The sequence below is a fragment of the Rhodococcus sp. AD45-ID genome (assembly GCF_003023755.1).
Lineage (GTDB): Bacteria > Actinomycetota > Actinomycetes > Mycobacteriales > Mycobacteriaceae > Rhodococcus_F > Rhodococcus_F globerula.
This window is the reverse complement of sequence record NZ_PYHL01000001.1, coordinates 3,247,616-3,270,632: the sequence shown is the minus strand read 5'-3', so window position 1 is coordinate 3,270,632 and position 23,017 is coordinate 3,247,616. Positions and strand designations below refer to the sequence as shown.

Below are 23,017 nucleotides of genomic sequence, written 5' to 3'. Positions count from 1 at the left end.
AAACAGGGCACTGAGAAACAGGGCTCTGAGGGATAGGGCACGCCCCGGGCTCCGAAGTACAGCCATCGACTCGACGACGAAAGCACATCGTGAAATCTGACTTGCCGCTTGCTCAACGCGTAGTGCCGCCGATTCTGCTCGCCGCTCTGGTTTCGATCGTCGCGGCAATCCCACTGATTTCCAATCGCTGGTTCTACTACTGGGACGACAGTGCAGCAGCTTTCACGCCGGGATGGCACACGATCGGCGAACGAATTCTGTCCGGTTCGTGGCCGACGCTCATTCCCGAATTGTGGGCCGGTGGAAACGTCACCGCCGAAGCCCTTTACGGGACATACAATCCCGTGATCCTTCTGGATTCGGTTGCCATCGCGCTCATTCCGAACCTCGGCATCGGGATCACGCTCGTCAAAATGCAATTCATGGCGATACTTGCCGTCGGTGTCTACCTCGTGGCTCGGCAGTACGGCGCAAACCGGTCGATGGCATTCATCGCCGGATTTGCCATGCCATTCGCCGGTTACACGCTCTACTTCGACGCTTCCAGTTGGGCATCCGGACTGATCGCCTTCGCGTGGATCCCGCACGTGTGGTGGTCGACGCGTGCCAGTGCACTCGGGCGCGTGAATCCGCTGGTACCGATCGCATTCGGCTATCTCGCCATGACCACCGGCAACCCGTACGGAGCGGTTGGCGTCGCTGTCGTCTATATCGCCGTCATCGCGGAATGCATCGCGATCAAACGGGCAGGCAGTATCCGGTCACTTCTCATCAGTGCCACGGCGATCATCATGATGTCGCTGATCGTGTACCTGCCACTTCTGTTCACCACCGGCGTATCCGTGCGCACGCAGTCCGGCATCGCGAACGACGGCTCGCTACGCCCCGATCTCGGTGATCTGATCAACGTTTCAGGACCTTCCAACCAGCCGTACGTCACGGCATTTGCATCACCTGCCATGACGATTCCCCTGGTCTACCTGGCTTGGTTCCTGATCCCGCTTGCTCCCTGGATTCGATGGAGTTCGCTCAAGACGCTGGGGCGTCACAGTGTTTCGCTCTTCGTCTTCGGCGGAATCTACGTGGTGCTGCTTCTCGGCCCGTCGAATCTGTGGCTGTTCCGTTGGCCGGCAAGACTTCTCGAATACGGCCAACTGCCCGCCATCGTTGTCACGGCGGTTGCTCTGTCCGCAGGCTTGCAGCGTGATCGAATCCGCGCGCGATCGATCATCACCGCAGGATTGTTGGCGCTCCAGTTCTATCTCGCCTGGTCGAATGTCCCCGAAGACATCGGCATTCACTTCGCATCGCTGCTCATCACCGTGGTTCTGACGGCCGTCGCTCTGATCGTGGCCTACCGGAAACCCCGATACCTGGCAGGTGCACTCGCGGCCGGAATCGTCGTAGTGCTCAGTGCCCAGACAAACTTCTGGTTCACCGGAAACTACAACGTCACACCGTGGAAGTTCCCGCGGCAGATCGCGTTCCTGGAATCGAAATTCGAAGACCGATACCAAGGAACAACTTTCGCCATCGCCGATCCCGTCAACATTCCGCTCGACAACCAAACCGGACAATGGGGCGATTTGCTGTTCGGAAATGCCTGGCAGCCTGCGGGCGTCGACGCCGTAAACAGCTACGCGGGAATCAGCTACAACGACTTCGTTCAAGCCCTGTGCCTGAACTACTACGGCGGCGTCCAGTGCCCCGACGCAGTCGATCGACTACTCGCCGAGTCACCGGGCACCGGCGTGTCCTGGCTCGACGCGATGCGCATCGATACCGTCGTCGTTCAGAATTCCGGACCGTACGGTGGAAAAAACGCACTCGACGCCCTTCCCGAGAGCGACTGGACCGTCTCGCCCGATCGCGTCGTCACGGTCGGCCGCCGCACCACCGATCACCAGTGGCCGGACGGTCGTGTCTCCGCAACCACACCGGGACTCGATGTTCAGGGCGGCGCCGCCGCAACGGACACCCGGGAAACCGTCGAGTACACCGGATCAGGCACGGTCACCTTCGCCCTGCTCGCCTGGCCCGGCTGGACCGCAACCGTAGACGGGCAGTCGGTGGAAACGAAGGCCAGCCCCGGCGGCTTGTTGCAAGTCGATCTACCGCCGAGCGCCGACGCCGGATCGACACTCACCATCGAATTCGCCCCGCCTGGAAGCACATTCGGATGGGGCATCGCCGGCGTCGGGCTACTGGTCGCCTTGTCTCAAGGCGCCTGGGCGTTCCGAACGCGGCGCAATCAGGAAGAAAGCGTCGCAGCGAGCGCAGATTCCGTGACTTCGTGAACCGCACGGTGAGCGGGCAGAATTGACGCCCGCTCACCGTCCGCATCACCCGTTCCCTGCACCAACCCGAGGAAATGCGTCAACTGCGCTGCCAGCGGCTCCTCGCTGTAACGGATCGTCGGAATCTCGATGACCGTCTGCTGCTGGTAGCCGTCCCGATCGGTGGGCATGTTGTCGTCGATGTGACGGTAGATCGTGATGTCGCGACGAAGCAGATCGATCTCGATGAGTCGATCAGCCTCGAGCAATGACAGTTGACGGATCTTGCGCTGGCTGATTCGGCTGGCCGAAATAGTCGCCACCGCACCCGAATCGAAACGCAGCACAGCGTCGGCGCAATCTTCCGACCGGTTCTGCACGGAAGTCGGATGGAAGTATCCGAACTCGCCTTTAGCCAAACTCGGCTCCGAACCGGCAAATCCGATAGCCAAGTCGATGTCGTGAATCAACAAGTCTGTCGCGACGCCCGTCGGAATGCGAGAAACGAACGGAGAGTGACGAATACCGTTAACCTGCCACACATCGCCGGAGAACTCGCGTGCAGTGCGAACAGCTGGATTGAAGCGTTCGAGGAGACCGCACATCAGCGGAACACCGGACGCGCGTGAACGATCGACCAAGTCGACGCTCTGCTCGTATGTCGCGGCCAACGGCTTCTCCACCAGAACGGGCTTACCCAGATCGAGAACCCGTCCGGCCAACTCGTAGTGGGCCGGTGTGGCTGCGGCGATCACCACGGCGTCGATACCGTCGAGTGTGTCGAAATCCGCAGCCCAGCGCGTATCGAACCGCTCCGCAACAGCTTTGCCCTGTTCCTCGCGCGGCTCGATCAACAACTCCAACTCGCACAAAGCCGACTGCGCGATGACACGCGCATGCAGCGAACCCATCTGACCGGAGCCGACAAGGGCAATACGGGGCTTGCTCGTGGTCATTTTCAGGCCTCCATAGCGCCGCGCACTGCGGCAACGATCTGATCGACATCTCCGGCGGACAATGCCGCGTGGACCGGAATACTCAAGCACCGCGACGCCACCGACGTCGCAACCGGCGTGTCCTCGATCACCACACGGGGATGTTCGCGGTAGCACTCGTAGTCGTACACAGCCTTGGGGTAGTAGATCCCGCTGCCGATGTCCTTCGCTGCGAGACGCTCGCTCAATTCGTCGCGAGAAATCGGTGCGTCCTCGGCCAACAACAAGGTGAACTGGTGCCAGACATGTCCGCGGCCGGACAGCTCAGCCGGCAGGATCAGCCCGTCGACATCTTTCAAACCGACTCGTAAGGCTTCCGCATTGCGTCGACGCGCCTCGACCTGCTGCATGTACGTCGCCATCTGCGGCAGCGCCAAGCTTGCCTGTAGATCGGTCATCCGGTAGTTCTGGCCGACCATCTCGTACTGGTAGCGAGCCCGCATCCCCTGGTTACGCAGGACACGAAGTCGGTCGGCTGTCGCGTCGTCGTCAGTGGTGATCATTCCGCCTTCGGCGGTCGTGAGGTTCTTCGTCGCGTAAAACGAGAAGCAGCCCAACCCGAAACTGCCGGCGCCGCGTCCCTCGAAGGTCGCACCGTGAGCTTGAGCGGCATCCTCGACGACGGTCAGGCCATGCGTCGTGGCCAACGGCATCAACGCCCCCATGTCAGCCGACTGGCCGTACAGGTGGACGGGCATCAGCACCTTCGTACGATCGCCGATTCTGGCTGCAGCGGCAGCGGGGTCCAGATTGAAATCGGACTCGGAAATGTCGGCGAACCTGGCCGTCGCACCGGCCTCGAGAATCGCATTCAACGTGGCAACAAATGTGAACGGCGTGGTCAGAACCTCGTCACCGGGCTGCAGATCCTGAACCTGAAGTGCCGCGATCAGCGCCGTGGTGCCATTGTTCACCGCCACCGCATGACGAGTACCGACCAAAGCCGCGAACTCGTCCTCGAGCCGCTTGACCTTGGGGCCCTGCGCGACGATCCCCGATCGCAGAGTGTCCAGCACCTCGCGCTCGACTTCTTCCCCGAACGAGATACTGGATATCGCGATCACTGAGTTACCTCCGATAGATTCATCCGACTGTCGTCGGAACGAAATACTCCGACAACCAACGAAGCGTATCGAAACGCAATTCGATACTTCGAGAGGATTCCGGAACACGCATGTCTTCACGACCTGACTGCCATATCCATCCCACCGCCCTGGTCGGCGCCGAAGTACTGATCGGGACCGGTGTAACGATCGGACCGAACGCAGTCCTGACCGGTCCACTCGACATCGGCGACGACTGCTGGATCGGGGCGGGAGCCGTGCTGGGAGCACCACCGGAGATCCTCGGCGCACACCATCCCACCTCGTGGTCCGACAGCGCGGGCCTCGGAATCCGCATCGGCGCCCGAACCACAATCCGTGAACTGACCACCGTCCACCAGGGCAGCGAACGACGCACCGAAATCGGTGACGATTGCTTCGTGATGAACCGTGTCGGCATCGAACACGACGTTCAGGTCGGTGACCGGTGTGTCGTGTCGTCCGGGACTACGCTCGCCGGGCATGTCAGCGTCGGAGACGGCGTCAATCTGGGGATGCATACCGTCGCTCACCAGCGACGCGTCATCGGATCCGGATCCATGATCGGCATGGGAACCGTGGTGGTCAAAGACGTTCCTCCGTTTGCCAAGGCCTTCGGCAATCCGGTGTCACTGCACGGCGTCAACCGGATCGGTATGAGCCGTTCGGGCATCTCCGAAGAAGCTATCGAGGCAGTTGCGGCGATCTACGCCGCCGGAAGCTTCGACGGTTTAGCCGCCTTCCCGGATTCTCTGCGCGACGCCTTCACCTGGTGGCGCGAACGGGCCGACAAACCACTCGTTGTGTAGCTGGGAGAACCCTGGTTGGTATCGTCAGGCAAATGACGAACGGGTGGGAAGTTTCAGGCGCGTGAGTACACCCCCCGAATCCGAACATCCCAAACCCGAAATGCCGGTCGACGATGTCGAGCCAGCCGCGAAGCCGAACACTCTGCGCGGACTGCTCGTCAACGGATTCAAAGTTCTGGTCACCGTCGCGATCGTCATTGCAATCATTTTTGCGGTGAAGTCCCAATGGGCCGCCGTCAAAAGCACGATCACCGACCTGAACTGGTGGACGCTCGCTGCGTCGTCGCTGTTCATCTTCCTCGGCATGGGCGCCGCAGTGCGATCCTGGCAACACGCACTCGGTGCCCTGGAACAACCGATCCCGGCGTTCGACGCTGCCCGCGCTTATCTGGTCGGCCAACTCGGCAAGTACCTTCCCGGCAGTGTGTGGGCATTTGTGCTGCAAACGGAACTCGTGACGCGCGCCGGCGTGTCCCGGGCCGCAGGCTTTGTCGCAGTGCTGGTCACGGTGGGGTTGAGTACAACTTCGGCGTTGGTCGTGGGACTCTTCGGTCTACCTGCTCTGTTCGAGGTCAGCACGGTAGCAGCGGTTGGCGTGATCATCCTGGTACCGATCGCATTGGTCTGCGCGTACCCACCCGTCCTCACCCGTTTGGTGAACCTCGCGCTGAAATTGCTCCGCCGCGCACCCCTGCACAAACCGCTCACAATGCACAAAATAGCCCTCGCGCTGGGTTGGTGCGCAGCTAGTTGGGTGCTCTACGGCATCCAACTGTGGCTGCTCGCGTCCAGCTCGGCGGGATTCGAAATTCGTGGGCTCGTCCAATGCATCGGGGCTCTCGCCCTCGGTATGTGCGCGGGCGTCCTGGTATTTGTCGTCCCGTCCGGAATCGGTGTCCGCGAAGCCGTCATCGTCGCGGCGCTTTCGCCGTTCATGGATGCGGGCGTCGCGCTCGGCCTCGCGCTGGCGTCGAGGCTGCTCTTCACCCTCTGCGAAGTCTTTGCCGGCGTCGTGGCTGCGCTCTCGGGATCGCGGGTCCTGCGCAACGCTCTCGTGCACGAGCGTTCCCGGGTACCCGATCCCAGCAAAGCCAGAGCTGACAAAGTCCAGTAAGCCGCTCAGTCCACGACAGCTTCCGAAGCTGAATAGCCTGCCTCGGTGACAGCCTTCTGTGGACGCCACCACTGTTCGTTGTCGCGATACCACTCCACGGTGGCTTCCAATCCACTGCGGAAATTGCGATACCGCGGCTGCCATCCCAGTTCCCGTTGAATTCGCGTCGGATCGATCGCGTACCGCATGTCGTGCCCTGGACGGTCAGTGACAAAGTCGAATTCGTCTGGTTTGCGCCCGAAAATCTCGAGCAGGGCAGCAATCACCGTCCGATTATCCGTTTCACCATCCGCGCCAATCAGGTACGTTTCGCCCGACTTGCCTCGTTCCAGGATGTCCCAGACGGCACGATTGTGATCGTCGACGTGAATCCAATCGCGAACGTTGCGACCTTCCCCGTACAACCGGGGACGCACACCGTCGATCAGATTTGTGATCTGGCGCGGGATGAACTTCTCGACATGCTGAAACGGGCCGTAATTGTTGGAGCAATTGGAGATCGTTGCCTCGATCCCGAACGAACGCACCCATGCCCGCACAATCAGATCGCTCGACGCCTTTGACGCCGAATACGGACTCGAAGGGTTGTACGGCGTCGACTCGGTGAATCGCGTCGGGTCATCCAGTTCAAGATCGCCGTACACCTCGTCCGTCGAGATGTGGTGATACCGAACCTCATGCGCCCGAACAGCCTGCAGCAGCGAGAACGTGCCCATCACGTTAGTTCGGATAAACGGTTCCGGATCACTCAACGAATTGTCGTTGTGGCTCTCCGCCGCAAAATGCACCACCGCATCGGACCGCGCTACCAACTCGTCCACCAAGCCCTGATCGGCGACGTCACCGTGAATGAAGTGGATACGATCCTCCACCTCGGCAAGTGAGCTCCGATTACCGGCATAGGTGAGAGCATCGAGAACCGTAACCTCGACGCCTGGACGCGAAGTCACCGTCTGGTGAACAAAATTGGCGCCGATAAACCCGGCACCCCCGGTGACCAGCAGTCGCACGTTCATCTCCTCAAGCTTGCCGAACCCTTCGAACCTTACCGCCCGTCGGCGCCTGACCGGTTTGCTCGTCGGATCTGACCGCTTTGCCCATTAGTGCCCGATCCGTTTGCCCATCGGTGCCCGATCCGTTTGCACATCGGTGCCCGATCCGTTTGCTTCGATATGCGTACGTGCAGGACACTGCACGTATGCGTGGAATCATTCTGGCCGGCGGCACAGGCTCTCGCCTGCACCCGATCACTCTCGGAGTGAGCAAGCAGATGCTGCCGATCTACGACAAGCCGATGATCTACTACCCGCTTTCCACCCTGATGTTGGCGAACATTCGCGACATTCTCATCATCACCACGCCGCACGACTCCGAACAATTCAGGCGCCTACTCGGTGACGGTTCCCAATTCGGGGTCAATCTGACCTACGCGATCCAGCACGAACCGAACGGACTCGCAACAGCATTCGTCCTTGGCGCCGAACACATCGGGAGCGAATCTGTTGCACTTGTCTTGGGCGACAACATCTTCTACGGTCCGGGTCTGGGCACCCAGTTGAAGCGATTCTCCGACATCGACGGAGGGGCGATCTTCGCCTACTGGGTCTCCGATCCCACCGCCTACGGGGTCATCGAGTTCGACGACGCCGGACGCGCGATCTCCATCGAGGAAAAGCCGGAATCCCCGAAATCGAACTACGCCATACCCGGACTGTATTTCTACGACAGCGACGTTGTGGACATCGCGCGAGACCTAAAGCCCTCCGACCGAGGCGAATTCGAGATATCCGACGTCAATCGCCACTACCTCGACGCGGGTCGTCTACAAGTCGATATCCTCCCCCGTGGAACCGCCTGGCTCGACACCGGCACCTCGAACTCCCTTCTCGAAGCCGCCAACTACGTGCGGACAATCGAGCATCGTCAGGGCCTCAAAATCGGCTCACCCGAAGAAGTTGCCTGGAGGCAGGGATTCATCACCTCCGACCAAATGCGCTCCCAAGCAGAAACATTGGGTAAATCTGGCTACGGCGATTACCTCCTCGCCCTACTCGAACACGGCAAGGAATGGTGACATGGACATCCGCGAACTGAAAATTTCCGGAGCTTGGGAAATCACTCCCCGACAGTTCGGAGACAACCGCGGCGTTTTCCTCGAATGGTTCAAGAGCTCCGCATTCACGGCCGCAACAGGCCGCAACCTCGAACTGGCGCAAGCTAATTGCTCGGTTTCTGCAGCGGGCAGTCTGCGCGGAATCCACTTCACCGACACACCTCCCGGGCAAGCCAAGTACGTCACCTGCGTCAAAGGGGCCTTCCTCGACGTGATCGTCGACCTGCGCGTCGGATCCCCGACATTCGGCGAATGGGATTCCGTCCTGATCGACGACATCGACCGCAAAGCGGTCTACCTGTCCGAAGGCCTGGGGCACGCCATTCTGTCCCTCGAGGACGGATCGACCGTCATGTATCTCTGCAGCATCGAGTACTCCCCGCAATTCGACCGCGACCTCGACCCTTTCGATCCGGAACTGAACATCGCCTGGCCAACAACCGACCGGGCAGGTCACCCCCTGGCCTATGAACTGTCTGCAAAAGATAGTGCCGCACCATCACTCGAGGCACTTCGCACGCAAGGACTCTTGCCCAGGTTCTAGGCGCCCAGGTTCTAGGCGCCCAGGTTCTAGTGCCCCGTTTTGTGACCGCACCACCGCCGAATCGGTAATCTGCACCAAAATAGATACACCGGTACTGGTAACCGACGGGCATGGGTACACAGGCGACATGGGTACACCGACGACATGGGTCCACGGATGAGCGAAGACAGTGGTAGCCGCGGCACCAAACGGGGCCTGTGGCTCGCCGTACTGCTCGTCCTGGGACTCGGTGGTCTCACGCTGGCCGCGCCGCCGCTGACACCGAGCTCACTGCAACCGAGCTCACTGCAACCGAACTCACTGCAACCGAACGCCCAGTCACCCGTCACGGTCATCACCACCACCCCGCCGCCGCCTGCGATTTCGCTGACGCCACAAGAACTGGTCGCGCGGGTCGTCTCCAGCATTGTCACCATCACTTCGTCCGCCAGGTTCACCACCACGGCAGGAACAGGTATTGTCCTGTCTCCGGACGGGGTGGTCTTGACCAACCATCACGTGATCAGCGGTGGCACCGAAATCACGGCCGTGAACATGTCCAATGGACTGATCTACGACGTAGAAGTACTCGGTTACGACAGCGGCCAAGACCTCGCAGTACTCCGGCTCGTCGGAGCGTCCGACCTTCCAGTTGCCACCGTGGGAAGCTCACAGACAGCCGCGCGAGGTGATCCGGTTACCGCCATCGGAAACGCGGACGGGGAAGGAGTTCCACTTCCTGCGCTCGGCACCATCACCGGTTTCGGGGTCACAGTCAACACTCGCAATTCGACGGATGGCTCACGAAATCAGCTGAAGGGCCTCATCGAGGTCAATGCCGACATCCGGCCAGGCGATTCCGGCGGACCACTTGTGAACGCTGCTGCCGAATTGATCGGAGTCAGTAGCGCCGGCAATGCCATCGCCATCGAAGATCGAACGGAAGTCTCACCCGCCCCGCAGTCTTACGCGATCCCGATCGACACCGCGCTTCCGATTGTCGACCAAATACTCAGTGGTCGCTCCTCGGAGACGGTACGTGTAGGCCCCACGCCGGTGCTCGGCGTAGCAGTCAAAGATCACGCGGGCTCCCCGCCTGGTGCGGAAGTGGTTGCAGTGAGCTTCGATTCGCCAGCAGAGCTTGCCGGGTTGACCGAAGGTGACGTGATCACGAATTTCGGGGGAGCTCCCATCGCCTCGACGTCCGACCTGAATATCGCGATGAGCATGCGTCACCCTGGCGATACGGTCGACCTGATCTGGTTCGACGCGCAAGGCCAACAGCGGTCAGATTCCCTCGTCCTCGACGAGGGACCGCCGCGTTGAACTGCCACGTTGACCTGTATCAAGCTCTTCAATTCGGCTCAGGATCTTGATCCTCTCTCGAAGACCGTCTCTGCCGATTCGGGTCTCCTCGATGTAGTTTCTTGCGCCACGCAATGATCGAATGCGCTCGTTCCAGCAATTCTCGTGGATGGTGCCGGGAGTTCACTCGAGGCCGCCGTTCCGGATCGATATGCGCCGGCGGTGTCCACTCCGTTCTTCCGGTGTACCCGTCGTTCTCGTTCCGCGCGTTGGTGATCCAGCCCTGCGAGCCCTTTTTGACGAGACCGTGGCAGCTGTCGCAGACGAGTGTGAGGTTTTCGATATCGGTGAGCCCGTCATCATTCCATTCGGTCATGTGGTGGACAGCGCACCGCGAGGGTGGTGCGTCGCAATCGGGCCGCGTACATCCCCGGTCAGCTGCAATAAGCGCCAGGCGCTGATCAACAGTCGCGAGGCGCTTCCCACGACCGAAATGCAGCGGACGGCCGTCATGATCGAAGAGAACCAACACCGGATGGGATTTCTCGGACATCGCGAGCGCGTCCCGAATCGGCAGAATACCGCCGGTTGCCGTGGTTGCCACGCCACCGATCGATTCCTCCAACTGCTCCAATGTCATGGTGACGATGACTGTCGCGGGAAGGCCGCGATGGTTGCCCATCACACCTCCGTCGAGGACACATTTCAACAGCGCTGAAAATGCGTCGTGGTTTCGCTGACCGGCGGTACGTGTGTCACGTGACGCTGCTGCCGCAATTGCCGACTCGCCCACCTCAGAGCAGTCCCCGCCGGGTGATTCCGGATCATCCGGGTTGTTCATCCCTGGTCTCGCCCATTTGGCCAGCACAACATCAAGTTGTGCCTTTGCAACCGGATCGAGCTCACCGGAGATCCGTGCCATCAGATCTGCGTCCTGTCTGCGCACACTGAGGTACCGCCGACGTCGCCGATCCCTGTCATCGGTTAGTTCACCGTCTGGGTTGAGCCAAGCCAATGCCTCGATGCCGGCAGCCGTCACTCCTTCCGGAGTGCCCGTGCGCGCGTATTCGGCGAGCACCATTTCGAGGCTTTGTCGGTCTTCGAAATCAAGTGCCGCAGGCGCTTTGTGCATGACATCCGCGATCGCCGATATGTGATCACGGCCGATATCCCCGTCACGTGCTGCATCAGCGGTTTCGGGGAGCACCGCGGGAGTCTGCTCCCCGAAGGCCGAAACTTGTTGCACCACAGACCGTGCCGCCCGCACACGCCGTGACGCGTCCGACGCAGAAATACGGAGAACCTGCACGAGCAGTTGATTCGGCGACCGAAGCCCTTGTCCCACGTGCAGGCTACGTTCCATTCCTTCGGCCACGAGTTGATAACCAACAGCATCGATCAGCCGAACTGTTCGCTCGAGATCTCGCAATGCAGAGATGATTCCGTCGTCGGTCAACGCCGCAGACGAGCACTGCACCAATTCTTCGGCAGCGCACGACAACACATCGACCAACTGGCGATGACCCCCGTCATCTGGTGCAATATCGCTCACTGAACCCCCCGGTTCGAACTTGCACCACACCCTATTCCGAGGGTCCGACAAGAAACTCCAGCAAGACGAGCGTCAGATGAACACCGTCAAGACTCAGGCGATGCGCGCCCGAATAAACGTTGCGACGTCACGGAGAGCTGCACGGCTTTCGGGCAGACTCGGCCACACCGCTGGGAAAGCGTGAATCTGCCCGTCCCAGATTTGCAGTGAACATTCGACACCGGCTATCGAAAGTCGTTGCGCCATCAGTTCCGCGTCCACTCTGAGCACTTCGGATTCCGCTGCTATCAGCAGCGACGGCGGAAGTCCTGCAAGGTCTCCGTCGACCGGCGACGGCATTACGCCGCCCAACGAACCGATTGCTGTCAAGGCAGAAACCGGGGCGATGACATCGCGTCGAGCATTGGCGTGTGCAGATTTTGCGGTGCAGTCCAGGTCGAGGAATGGCGACAACCCAACCAACCCTGCAGGCGCAAGATCAGTGGCAGCCGCCGCCAACGCTGTGGCAAACACCAGAAATCCGCCCGCCGAATCACCGGCGAAGACAGTCTTTTCCGGTAATCCGCCCTGCGCGAGAAGCCAGTGATACGCGCTCAGGCAATCATCAACCGATCCACTGATGCTCGTGTACGGCAACTGCCGGTACGCAAGATGCAACACCGGCAAACCTGTCCGCTTGGCAATGCTCGCAACCACTGGACGATGTGTGTTGAGGCCACAACACATGAAGCCGCCCCCGTGCAGGTACAAAACCGCTCCGTCGCGAATATCGGCCGTAGAACCGGCTGTGCGCACCAGTTCTCCGTCGAAGCCCGATCCCCCGCCGGAATCAGGAAAACGAATCATCTCTCGATCGATTCCCGACGGAATTCGCATCCGTGCTGCGGAGTCCAATACCGCTGCGCGCCGAATTGCGCCGTATGTCAACGGCGCCACTCCGACAACCGGACGCACCATCGCGCGACACACGTTGTACAGAATCCGCGACGAGGTACTCGGGCTGCCGAACCGCGTGCCGGTTCGGCGAGTGATTATCGGAGACAGGGACATCCGCCTAGATTAAGGGCGGTCAGTTTCCGGCGAGGTCGACTTCGTCAAGATCTTCGACGATAGTGACTTTTCGCTTCCGCCCACCGATCACTTTCCCGAGGTTGCGTAGTCCACCGGACGTCGGCTTGGGTGCGGGCGGAATGCGCTGGGGTGCAACGCGGGTGCGGGCTGCACGTTGTACCGGTTTAGGAGCGGGTGCCACCGGCGCAGCAGGAACAGGAGCAGCCGGCGCGGCATATCCAACCGACTCAGCGACTTCCACAACCTCGCGAACGACAACCTCGCGCACCACAACCTCAGCCACCTCGACAGGCTCGGGCACTTCAACAGGCTCGGGCACTTCGACAAGCTCCGGCAAGACAACCCGCTCCTCAACAAACGTCGCCTCAACCTGCGCCGGCCCGTCGAAGACGGGGAATTCCAGCGCCCATCGGACGCGGCTGTCCAACCAACGTGAGTCGAGTTCGCGCAGTAGATCCGGATGCCACGACGCTTCCTGCGTGTCACCGAACGCCCGTGTGTCATCGCTGACCCACAGTATTTCGGTGCCGGGATTCCGATCGGCCAGATCGAGCAGGGTCAACCAGTTCAGTGTCGCGGGGTAGCCGTCACGCTTTTTCTTGTCGACGTACGGCCGTTGCATCGCTATCGCGCGTTCGGCCATAAGTAGGTGCGGCACGTCGACAGGGTCGATGACCTCTATGCCGATTCCCTGCAGATCGTCGACCAGATCTTGCACATAGCTGTCCGCTTTGTCGTGGGCGGCGTCGATGAATCGGGTGAGGTCCCGGCGTAGACCGAGTCGGTCGTACATCCGCGCTTGCACGCTGAGAGCGGCGATCATGTCCGCGGATTCCTTGCGGTAGCGATTTGCGACGTCGAGGGCAACGAGGCGCGGGACCACAACGCGGAGTCCGCGAGCTTTGGCGTCGGCGACGGAATTGTCGAACCGTGCGCCGCGGACCAAGGCGGAGGAGTCGAGGACGATGATCATGACCTGCATTCTCCCTCAAGAACGGGACGAATGCGCCAATTCACGCGGCCCTTAATTCACACAGCCCTTAATTGCTGCAACTCTTACTTGATATTGAAGATCACAGCTCGCTGGACGATGAAGTTGATGACCGTTGCGGTGCCCTGCGCGATGACAAACGCCAGAGGCATGCGCCACCATTCGTCGGCGAGCACATGCAACATCACTGCGTTGAGCCCGACCTGAACGGCAAAGGTCACCGCGTACAGCACGACAACAGCGATAAACCGGGCGCGCGACGGCTCGGCCTTGAACGTCCACCGGCGATTGATCAGATACGCCGTGGTGGTACCGGCAACGAAGCTCAGAGCTTTTGCTGCGGTGTACGACAGCCCCAACGCGTGGAGCAGCGCATACAGCCCGTAGTCCACGATCGCCGACAACCCGCCCGTCGCAACAAACCGGACGATCTGCGTTTTCAGGTCGAGAGCGTCATCGGCGAGGTCCGTCGTGACGGGAATCTCCACCGGCAGAGGGACGTGGGGTTCGTGCTGGTGGTTCGCAGGCGTTTCGGGCACGACGACGAGCGTAACGACTCCAGCCCAAGTCGTCCGGCTCTACTCCCAGGTAACCTCTACGTTGATGTCCACGACAGCAGAAGAGACGCCCAAGCAGGCTCTCCACACCCAAGCCCGCACCCTCACCGGTTGGGGACGCACCGCCGCCACCACCGCACAGGTGTTGTCCACCCCCGACGTGGAAGTGATCGCAAGTGCGGTCGCCCAGGTTGCGGAGAAGAACGAGTCCAAGCCGTCGCATTTGCGACGCGGTGTCATCGCGCGCGGTCTCGGCCGTTCGTACGGTGATCCGGCGCAGAACGCAGGCGGCTTGGTCATCGACATGAATGCGCTCAACCGTATTCATCGCATCGATCGTGACACCGCTTTGGTGGACGTCGACGCCGGGGTGAACCTGGATCAGCTGATGAAGGCTGCTCTGCCGTTCGGCCTGTGGGTTCCCGTGCTGCCAGGTACGCGCCAGGTCACGATCGGCGGCGCCATCGGTTCCGATATTCACGGCAAGAACCACCACAGCGCGGGTAGCTTCGGCAACCACGTCGTGTCGTTGGATCTGCTGACGGCTGACGGCAAGGTTCGCACCCTCACCCCCAAGGGCGGGCGCAACGATCCCAAGGCTGCGCTGTTCTGGGCCACGATCGGCGGTATGGGCCTGACGGGCATGATCCTGCGGGCCACCATCAAGATGACGCCGACCGAGACGGCATATTTCATCGCCGACGGCGACGTCACCAACAGCCTCGACGAGACCATCGCCTTCCACAGCGACGGTAGCGAAGGCAACTACACCTACTCATCCGCATGGTTCGACGCGATGTCCGCACCGCCGAAGCTCGGCCGCGCAGCTATTTCGCGGGGCAGTCTGGCAAAGCTCGATCAGCTTCCGACCAAGCTGCAGAAGGACCCGCTCCGGTTCGACGCGCCCCAACTTCTCACCGTTCCCAACGGACTCCCCAATGGGCTGGGCAACAAGCTGATCTTCGGCGCAATGACCGAGGCATGGTTCCGCAAGTCCGCGACGTACCGCGACAAGGCCCAGAATCTGACGCAGTTCTACCACCCCCTCGACATGCTCGGTGAGTGGAACCGCGCCTACGGATCCAACGGATTCCTGCAGTACCAGTTCGTGGTTCCGCCGGAGGCTGTCGAAGAGTTCAAGAAGATCATCGTCGACATTCAGCGCAGTGGTCATCACTCGTTCCTGAATGTGTTCAAGCTGTTCGGCGAGGGCAATCAGGCTCCTCTGAGCTTCCCGATCCCGGGTTGGAACATCTGCGTCGATTTCCGCATCAAGCCGGGCCTCAACGAATTTGTCACCGAACTCGACAAGCGAGTCCTCGAATTCGGCGGACGCCTGTACACGGCCAAGGATTCACGGACGTCCGCAGAGACCTTCCATTCCATGTACCCGCGCATCGACGAGTGGATGGCGACGCGCCGAAAGTACGACCCCACAGGCGTTTTCGCCTCCGATATGTCCAGAAGGCTGGAACTGTGATCAACGCTGTAGGTAACCCGCAAACTGTTTTGCTTCTCGGTGGAACGTCCGAGATCGGCCTCGCGATGTGCGAGGAGTACTTGAAGAAGTCGCCGCTGCGCATCATTCTGGCGACGCTGCCCGGCGATCCCGGCACCGATGCCGCGGTCAAGGGCCTCGAAGCCAAGGGCGCCACCAAGGTTGAGGTCGTCGACTTCGACGCTGTGAAGTTCGACAGCCACCCCGACGTCATCGACAAGGCATGGGCCGGCGGCGACGTAGATGTCGCGATCGTTGCGTTCGGTTTGGACGGTGACGCCGAGGAGCTGTGGCAGAACCAGCGCAAGGCTGTCCTGGTCGCAAACGTCAACTACACCGCGGCAGTCTCCGTCGGCGTGCTGATCGGCGAGAAGATGAAGGCTCAGGGCTTCGGCAAGATCATTGCGATGTCGTCGGTTGCCGGTGAGCGCGTGAAGCGCGCCAACTTCGTCTACGGCTCCACCAAGGCCGGTCTCGATGGCTTCTATCTGGGCCTCGGCGAGGCTTTGGCGGAGTTCGGCCCGAGCGTAACGGTGGTTCGACCGGGCATGGTGCGCACCAAGTTCAGCGCCCACGTCAAGGAAGCACCCCTGACCGTCAACAAGGAAGACGTCGCGCGGCTTGCTGTTGCAGCGTCGGACAAGGGCAAGGAAATTGTCTGGGCCCCGGGCCCGTTCCGCTTCGTGATGATGGCTCTGCGCCACGTGCCGCGACCTATCTTCCGGAAGCTGCCCGTCTAAGCTCTTTTTCGTGTCACAGACAACAGCTGAACCAGCTCTGACAACTGCCTCCCCGTCGCCGTGGCGTAATGCCGCGGCGACGGTGGTGGAAATGGCGCTCGCGGCACTGGTAGCGGTCGTCGTCGCCGCTGTCGGACTGTTCGCGTTCAGCCAGGTCGACTGGCCGGCGTTCACGTCGTCGAATACCACTCAAGCCGTCACGACGGTCTTGCAGGTTGTCTGTATCGCCGTGATCGGCGTCGCCGTGCTGATGTTCCGCGCCCGCAAAGCGCAGCGAACTGCAAAGCTCCTCTCGTGGGCGGGGCTTTCGGGCTTCGTCACCACAACACTCGGACTCCCTCTCGCCGCAACCACGCTGTATCTGCACGGGGTTTCGGTCGATCAACAATTCCGCACCGAATACCTGACTCGGCTCACGGATTCCGCTGCGCTGCAAGACATGACGTATGTAGATCTCCCGCCGTTCTACCCGGCCGGCTGGTTCTGGGTCGGTGGACGCGTCGCAAATCTGCTGGGCATGGACGGCTGGGAAGCCTTCAAGCCCTATGCGATCGGCTCGATCGCCGTTGTCGCCGTGATTGCACTCGTGTTGTGGACCAAGCTCATTCGACGCGACTGGGCGGTAGTCGCCGCGTTGGCCGTCACCGCGGTTGTGTTGGCGTACAACTCCCCTGAGGCGTACGGCGCCGTCGTCAACCTCCTGATCCCGCCGGTGCTCATCCTCGCTTGGGGCGCCCTCGATCGCCCGGGTTCGTCCCGGTTTGCCGGAGCGGGAGCAGTTCTCGGCACCGGCTTGTTCCTCGGATACGCAGCGACTGTCTACACGCTGTACCTCGGATTTGCCGCGTTTGCGGTAACACTGATGGGTATCGTCGCGGCGGTTCTCGCAGCCCGCGCCCAGAACACCTGGAAAGCCGCACTCGGACCACTGATCCGACTGGTCGTCATCGCCGTCATCGCCGGCGTGGTCGCTCTGACTGTCTGGGCTCCCTACCTGCTCGAAGCGCTCTCGGGCGCTCCCGCCGAGTCGGGCACCGCTATGCATTACCTCCCGGATTCCGGCGCGGTACTCCCCTTCCCGATGCTGCACTTCTCACTCGTCGGCGCGCTGTGCATGTTGGGCACGATCTGGCTGATTTCCCGGTTCCTGTTCTCACGCAGGGCACGGGCGCTGGGTATCGGCGTGATCGCCGTGTACCTGTGGGCCCTGTTGTCGATGATGTTCACGGTTGCCGGCAGCACTCTTCTCGGATTCCGGCTCGAGCCGGTTCTGATCGGGCTCCTCGCCGCGGCAGGTGTGTTCGGCTTCTTCGAGTTCGCCGGCTGGATCGTGTTGGCCACCAGCGAGAATCCGCGGGTCAAAGCAGTACTCGTTGCTCTCGGCGTCATCGGCGCGATTTCCTTTGCGCAGAACATCCCGCAGGTGCTGGCACCGGATATCGCTGTGGCATACAGCGATACCGACGGAAACGGCGAGCGCGGAGACAAGCGTCCGCCGGGAGCCGAAGCGAATTACGCGGACATCGACCGCATCATCCGCGAACAATTGGGCCGCGAGCCCCACGATCTGGTGGTCCTGACAGCCGATATCGGCTTCCTGAGCTTCTACCCGTACTTCGGTTTCCAAGGATTGACGTCGCACTACGCAAATCCGTTGGCAGACTTCCGGGCCCGCGCGGAGCTGATCGAGCAGTGGTCGGAACTCGAGACACCCGACGAGTTGATTGCCGCATTGGATGCCGCACCGTGGCGCAGTCCCGACGCATTTGTCTTCCGCCAGGGCGCCGACGGATACACCCTGCGCCTGGCCGAGGACGTCTACCCCAACGATCCCAATGTCCGCCGGTACACGGTCACCTTCCCCAAGGAGCTGTTCGACGATCCTCGCTTCACGATCACCGAGCAGGGACCGTTCGTGGTTGTCACCCGCAACTGACGCGGTACCCCCGATAACAGTAAACAAACGGGATATTCTTCACAGTCGGCTTGCCGGTGACGGTCGTTGACGCGCCCCCTCCGCACCCCTAACTTCATAACGTGACAAAAACCGATGCCCGCACGGCCATGATCGATGCGGCCGAGCGATTGGTGGCGGAGCGCGGTTTAGCAGCACTGACCTTGCGCGACGTCCAGATCGAGGCTGGGCAGGCAAACAAGTCGGCAGCGCAGTACCACTTCGGTTCACGCGAAGGCTTGCTGTCCGCGGTGATCGAGTCACGCATGAAGCCGGCTGCGGAGCGCCGACACGATCTCCTCAACGCGATCGACGTCGCACAGCAACCGCCGACCATGCGCCAACTCGTGGAAGCGTCGGTGCTGCCGTTGGCCGAGCAGACGATCGAACGTGAGCACAGTTTGTACGCGCGCTTTCTGGTGCAGTCCATCTTCGATCCGGGAATGTCGACGGTCATCCGGGACCACCTGCAGGCAGCGACCTTTCGCGACGTTCAGCAGCGCATTGCGTCGGCGTCGGAGTTGCCGGCCGATATCGCGGATCTTCGCGCGGGCACACTCAGCGTTTTGGCCATCGTGACATTTGCTACCTGGGAAGGACGAGTTCACAGCCCTGCACAAGCCAAGCTCATCGTGGCCGATCTGATCGAGAGTTGCCTCGGTGCGTTGAACGCGCCGGCACCCCAACCCTGATCACACCCGGCCCCAGTTAGACCCCTAGTCAGACAGGGGTCGAGTTTGTCCTCGCCACCACCGGGGTATTCGACTGCTTCACGACGCGGTTGACATGACAACTGCGCACCCATCGTGGCGGGGCAGGTGATGACATTGAGCGAACTCGTTGCGCAGAGTCACGAATTGGTTCCACATCGCGCGATCCTGGACGCAGCAGAGCACACTCTGGTCATTGCGCGAGGTAAGCCATACGGCCCCGAGCAGGCATTTCACGAGCTGCTCCGTGTTGCGACAGAGCATCGGATCGCGGTGCTCACTTTGGCGCGGGCTCTTATCGACGTGTCGCAGACACGTGAACCTGAGAGCCTTCCGAAGGATCTACCGCATACCGTCGCTGCGGCGCAGTGGGGTGCACTTCTGGATCTCCCCACCCGGGAAACACTGCACGCGCACGACACCGACGACGCCGAGGTAGAAAGTCACCCAGCCGACGAACCTGCTGTCGATTACCTGCTCTCGACAGATCTTGCCGGTCGCATCGTCTTTGTGTCGCTGGCGTTCACCATCGCTGCGATTGTGGGATTCTTTGCCCACGACTGGGCGCTGTTACTTCTTGTGACGGCGGCATGCACGGCGTGGGCGGCGGTGGCACTCGCAATGAAGGCCGTCCGCGCCTCCCGCACTCACCGCCGGTCGATCCCTACCGAATACCGGTCGAATACGCAGGCTCCCAACAACTCTCACCGTCACACTGTTGCAGCGTGACGGTGAGAGTCGTAACGATCAAAGCCTCTGCCCTTTAAAGTCAAAGTCTCTGCGGCGCTCCGTATGTGACGACCGTGTCCCCATTGGATGTCACGGCCTTTGCGTACGGCCGGATGGTGACCGGACCGATAGCACCCTGCACGTATCCGTGGATTCCTTGCATCCGCACCGTCGCTTCGCGGCCGTCGAATGTCTGATCTTCGAGCAACTCCACGTCGGTAATTCCACCCGGCGCCAAATCCACGTCAAGTTCCTGTGACGGGATGATGTCTCCACCGAGTACAAATGCATTCGAGATGTCGAGTCCCAGAGCCGGTTCGGGAATGAACCCGATTCCGAGGTTGGTTCCGCTCTCCACGCCCCAGTCGAGTCCGGGGCTGTTGAGGACAACCGTGGCACCGGTCAACGCGATCGGGTAGCCGATTTGGTAGCCGATCGTCAGTTGGGTTCCGGTGAAACTGTCCGCGTCTGGGCCGTCGATGCGCACCGACGCAACGCCGTCGTGGAAGAACTCGACGCTCAGTGGCGAACTGTCGAGCGGCGGGACTGTGTGGATGGCTGTGTCCATCTGCAGGACTTCTATGCGGTTTCCCTTGACGTCCGTGATCGAACTCGCGTTGTCGACTCCCGCCGACGCGTTGGTGCTGCCGAACGCGACGGCAAGGGCGGCCACTGCCCCGACAGCCCCGATGCGAGCCCCGTTACGAGCCTTGTTCCTACTCGCTGCGCGTTTACCCCCTGCGCCGCCGCAAACCCGTGTGTTCGTCATGCACAAGCACCATCCCATCAGGTTGTGACCCCGATGGGTTCCCGCTTTGTCGAGAACGCGATCCGTCGGGGCTGTGTGAACGAATTCGGGGTACACGAATTCGAGCAGGACACCTCCGAGGTACCCATGTCACAAAGGCGCCAAACTCGACCGACCGGTTATCTCGAACGAGGCACGAGCGAGCCTGAACTGCCCCGAATACGGCCTGCTCGCGCAGCTGCAGGCTGGTCTCCAGGCCATCGTTCGTTACGCTGGCGGGATAAGTTATCGAATCGATACCTTCAGCGGGTACCTCGTAACCACCGAGGAGCCGCCGAGACAACCACCGAGGCAACCACCGAGATTGGTTTCATCCGAAAGGCGCCGACTGCATGACCGAGACTCTGCCCGAACCTCAACAACAGCTGGTCGAGGCGACACCAGGGCGGGTCCGTTCAGTTATCAGCCGTGGCCGGATGGTCGATCTTGCGATCATGGTGCTCTTTGTCCTGGCGGCGTTCTGGGTGATGTCGAATCTCTGGCGCAACCTGGAGTCCGGTTATCTGGTCAACGCGGGCCGCGACCAGTCGATGTGGGAATGGTTCTTCGCCGACACCGCGCACGCGCTCTCTCAGTTCCGCACACCGTTGTACAGCGACCTGCTGAATTATCCGCTCGGTGTGAACCTGATGGCCAATACCGCGATGTTCGGCATCAGCATGCCGCTGGCGCCGCTCACCTTGCTTTTCGGGCCGACGCCGACTTATGCGATCGGGCTGACCTTAGGCCTGGCCGGTACCGCAATCGCCTGGTACTGGACATTTTCTCGGCATGTGCTGACGGGCGTTTCTGTTCGGGTGAAGTGTGCGGCCGCAATTGGTGGCGGGTTCTGCGGATTTGCCCCTGCCATGATCTCGCACGCAAACGGTCACCCGAATTTTGTGGCCTTCTTTGTCATTCCGTTCATCTTCATGCAGGTTATCCGCGTTTCACGTGGAACCAATGTGGTCAGGGACGGCGTCGTCCTTGGCCTGCTCATGGCGTGGCAGATCTTCCTCGGCGAAGAACCACTCCTCATCTTCACCATGTCCGCGATGGTGTTCGGCGCGGTGTACGCACTCTCGGATCTTCCGAGAGCGCGGGCTGCGATCAAGCGCAGCCTGCCCGGCTTGGCCGTCGGCGCAATCGTGTCCATCCTCATCACTGCGATACCGCTCTACTCACAGTTCTTCGGCCCCGCAAGCTACGACGGCGTCGGCCACGGCCAGGCGGGAGCCGACTTCGGCGCGTTCACCACCCTCCCCACCGAATCGGTGGGCGGCGACAAGACCGGCGCCGAGTACCGCATGAACCCCACCGAGGAGAACTCGTACTTCGGTTGGCCGATCGTAATTCTGATCTTCTTCGCGACGGTATGGCTGTGGAAGATGAAGCTCACTCGCGCCGCTGCGGCCGTTATCGTCGCGATGGGCGTGCTGTCACTGGGGTCCGAGCTTGTCTACAAGGGCGATCACACCGGCATCACGTTGCCCTGGAAGTTCCTGGCCCACTTGCCGCTGTTCGAGTCGGTCCTGGAGTCACGCTTTGCCATGGGTGCAATTCCCGCCATCGGGTTGCTGCTGACATTGGGTACGTATCGCGCACTGGTGGAGCTTCGTAATCCCCGCGGCGGCAATTCTCGCGGCCCTGGCCTGATATTGCCCGGCGCGTGGTTGGCGGTGCTGGCGCTCGCAGTGGTTGTCCTGATTCCGACGCGCATCGATACCGTCGAACGCCCGGACACCCCGAAGTTCATCACCAGCGGATCGTGGGAGAACTACGTCAGCGACGGCAGCCTCGTGTCGGTTCCCGTGTCCAGCGGTGAAGAAGCGCGGGCCATGCGCTGGCAGATCGATGCCGATTTCGGCTTCCCGATCGCCGGCGGCTACTTCGTCGGCCCTCATTCGATTACCCGCGGCGGCATCTACGGGGCTGAGTTCCGCCCCACGTCGTCGCTTCTGGTCAAGACCAACGAGACCGGTCAGATCCCCGTTGTCGACGCCACCACCCGCGCCGACGCCCTCACCGACCTGCGGTTCTGGCGTGCCGACGTCCTGGTACTCCCGAAAGCAGGCAACGACAACGCGCTGCGTCAGACGGTCAACGCTCTGGTGGGCTTCGACGCCACCTCGGTCGACGACGTCTGGGTGTGGGACGTCCGTGACCTCGTGAGCGGTAAGACGACCAACAAGTAGCGCTTCCTTAAGTCGT

The 23,017-nt window shown here is 61.2% G+C and carries 20 protein-coding genes; 12 read left to right on the top strand and 8 right to left on the bottom strand.

Annotated features, from left to right (window positions below; translation table 11 throughout):
* The first annotated feature begins 89 nt into the window (after nt 1-89).
* Nucleotides 90-2,297, top strand: a complete 2,208-nt coding sequence (locus tag C7T36_RS14960) for a hypothetical protein (RefSeq protein WP_045066373.1) — start codon at nt 90-92, stop codon at nt 2,295-2,297.
* Here C7T36_RS14960 and C7T36_RS14955 read toward each other — a convergent pair.
* Entirely contained in the window at nt 2,252-3,232 is a 981-nt protein-coding gene (locus C7T36_RS14955; protein ID WP_033235138.1) for a Gfo/Idh/MocA family protein, read from the bottom strand. The two genes, C7T36_RS14960 and C7T36_RS14955, sit on opposite strands and share 46 nt — an antisense overlap.
* A gap of 2 nt (nt 3,233-3,234) precedes the next feature.
* Nucleotides 3,235-4,335 (bottom strand): DegT/DnrJ/EryC1/StrS aminotransferase family protein, encoded by a 1,101-nt coding sequence (locus C7T36_RS14950; protein ID WP_045066372.1) that lies wholly within the window; start codon nt 4,333-4,335, stop codon nt 3,235-3,237.
* Nucleotides 4,336-4,445: 110 nt separating this feature from the next.
* Between C7T36_RS14950 and C7T36_RS14945 the strand changes: the two genes are divergently transcribed.
* Together C7T36_RS14945 and C7T36_RS14940 are read left to right on the top strand one after the other, a co-directional pair.
* The gene (locus C7T36_RS14945) at nt 4,446-5,162 is read left to right on the top strand and encodes a DapH/DapD/GlmU-related protein (RefSeq protein ID WP_033235140.1); all 717 of its coding nucleotides are present in this window, start codon (nt 4,446-4,448) and stop codon (nt 5,160-5,162) included.
* A gap of 100 nt (nt 5,163-5,262) precedes the next feature.
* Nucleotides 5,263-6,276: a lysylphosphatidylglycerol synthase transmembrane domain-containing protein gene (locus C7T36_RS14940; protein ID WP_045066369.1), complete on the top strand. Its 1,014-nt coding sequence runs from the start codon at nt 5,263-5,265 to the stop codon at nt 6,274-6,276.
* Between the two features lie 5 nt (nt 6,277-6,281).
* On the opposite strand, the gene rfbB is transcribed toward C7T36_RS14940, so the two are convergent.
* Nucleotides 6,282-7,286 carry a dTDP-glucose 4,6-dehydratase gene (gene rfbB / locus C7T36_RS14935; RefSeq protein ID WP_045066849.1) on the bottom strand — a complete coding sequence of 335 codons (1,005 nt, stop codon included), beginning with the start codon at nt 7,284-7,286 and terminating at the stop codon, nt 6,282-6,284.
* 188 nt (nt 7,287-7,474) lie between these two features.
* Between rfbB and rfbA the strand changes: the two genes are divergently transcribed.
* The 3 genes from rfbA (at nt 7,475) to C7T36_RS14920 (ending at nt 10,238) form a co-directional block, all read left to right on the top strand.
* On the top strand, nt 7,475-8,350 hold the full coding sequence (rfbA, locus tag C7T36_RS14930; RefSeq protein WP_033235232.1) for a glucose-1-phosphate thymidylyltransferase RfbA: 876 nt from the start codon (nt 7,475-7,477) through the stop codon (nt 8,348-8,350).
* A 1-nt stretch (nt 8,351) separates the two neighbouring features.
* On the top strand, nt 8,352-8,933 hold the full coding sequence (locus C7T36_RS14925) for a dTDP-4-dehydrorhamnose 3,5-epimerase family protein (RefSeq protein WP_033235142.1): 582 nt from the start codon (nt 8,352-8,354) through the stop codon (nt 8,931-8,933).
* Between the two features lie 156 nt (nt 8,934-9,089).
* Nucleotides 9,090-10,238 carry a S1C family serine protease gene (locus C7T36_RS14920; protein WP_052683452.1) on the top strand — a complete coding sequence of 383 codons (1,149 nt, stop codon included), beginning with the start codon at nt 9,090-9,092 and terminating at the stop codon, nt 10,236-10,238.
* 28 nt (nt 10,239-10,266) lie between these two features.
* On the opposite strand, the gene C7T36_RS14915 is transcribed toward C7T36_RS14920, so the two are convergent.
* From C7T36_RS14915 to C7T36_RS14900, 4 genes are all read right to left on the bottom strand, one after another.
* Complete coding sequence (locus C7T36_RS14915; protein ID WP_239654674.1) at nt 10,267-11,769, bottom strand: HNH endonuclease signature motif containing protein; 1,503 nt, start codon at nt 11,767-11,769, stop codon at nt 10,267-10,269.
* Nucleotides 11,770-11,862: 93 nt separating this feature from the next.
* Nucleotides 11,863-12,819: an alpha/beta hydrolase gene (locus C7T36_RS14910; RefSeq protein ID WP_045066366.1), complete on the bottom strand. Its 957-nt coding sequence runs from the start codon at nt 12,817-12,819 to the stop codon at nt 11,863-11,865.
* 19 nt (nt 12,820-12,838) lie between these two features.
* On the bottom strand, nt 12,839-13,813 hold the full coding sequence (locus C7T36_RS14905) for a PIN domain-containing protein (protein WP_045066365.1): 975 nt from the start codon (nt 13,811-13,813) through the stop codon (nt 12,839-12,841).
* Between the two features lie 83 nt (nt 13,814-13,896).
* Nucleotides 13,897-14,370 (bottom strand): GtrA family protein, encoded by a 474-nt coding sequence (locus C7T36_RS14900; protein ID WP_172936890.1) that lies wholly within the window; start codon nt 14,368-14,370, stop codon nt 13,897-13,899.
* Nucleotides 14,371-14,434: 64 nt separating this feature from the next.
* Between C7T36_RS14900 and C7T36_RS14895 the strand changes: the two genes are divergently transcribed.
* The 5 genes from C7T36_RS14895 to C7T36_RS14875 all read left to right on the top strand — a co-directional run bounded on the left by C7T36_RS14895 (nt 14,435) and on the right by C7T36_RS14875 (nt 20,019).
* Nucleotides 14,435-15,868 (top strand): FAD-binding oxidoreductase, encoded by a 1,434-nt coding sequence (locus tag C7T36_RS14895; protein WP_045066364.1) that lies wholly within the window; start codon nt 14,435-14,437, stop codon nt 15,866-15,868.
* Nucleotides 15,865-16,626, top strand: a complete 762-nt coding sequence (locus C7T36_RS14890) for a decaprenylphospho-beta-D-erythro-pentofuranosid-2-ulose 2-reductase (protein WP_033235147.1) — start codon at nt 15,865-15,867, stop codon at nt 16,624-16,626. The genes C7T36_RS14895 and C7T36_RS14890 overlap by 4 nt, the downstream gene beginning before the upstream one ends.
* A 91-nt stretch (nt 16,627-16,717) precedes the next feature.
* Nucleotides 16,718-18,562, top strand: coding sequence for a galactan 5-O-arabinofuranosyltransferase (locus tag C7T36_RS14885; RefSeq protein ID WP_045066362.1), 1,845 nt, complete (start codon nt 16,718-16,720; stop codon nt 18,560-18,562).
* Nucleotides 18,563-18,663: 101 nt separating this feature from the next.
* Nucleotides 18,664-19,272: a TetR/AcrR family transcriptional regulator gene (locus tag C7T36_RS14880; RefSeq protein ID WP_239654673.1), complete on the top strand. Its 609-nt coding sequence runs from the start codon at nt 18,664-18,666 to the stop codon at nt 19,270-19,272.
* Nucleotides 19,273-19,401: 129 nt separating this feature from the next.
* Complete coding sequence (locus tag C7T36_RS14875; RefSeq protein ID WP_095887651.1) at nt 19,402-20,019, top strand: ANTAR domain-containing protein; 618 nt, start codon at nt 19,402-19,404, stop codon at nt 20,017-20,019.
* Nucleotides 20,020-20,059: 40 nt separating this feature from the next.
* On the opposite strand, the gene C7T36_RS14870 is transcribed toward C7T36_RS14875, so the two are convergent.
* Nucleotides 20,060-20,806: an MspA family porin gene (locus C7T36_RS14870; protein WP_072782726.1), complete on the bottom strand. Its 747-nt coding sequence runs from the start codon at nt 20,804-20,806 to the stop codon at nt 20,060-20,062.
* 353 nt (nt 20,807-21,159) lie between these two features.
* Between C7T36_RS14870 and C7T36_RS14865 the strand changes: the two genes are divergently transcribed.
* On the top strand, nt 21,160-23,001 hold the full coding sequence (locus C7T36_RS14865; protein WP_045066359.1) for a hypothetical protein: 1,842 nt from the start codon (nt 21,160-21,162) through the stop codon (nt 22,999-23,001).
* The last annotated feature ends 16 nt before the right edge of the window (nt 23,002-23,017 follow it).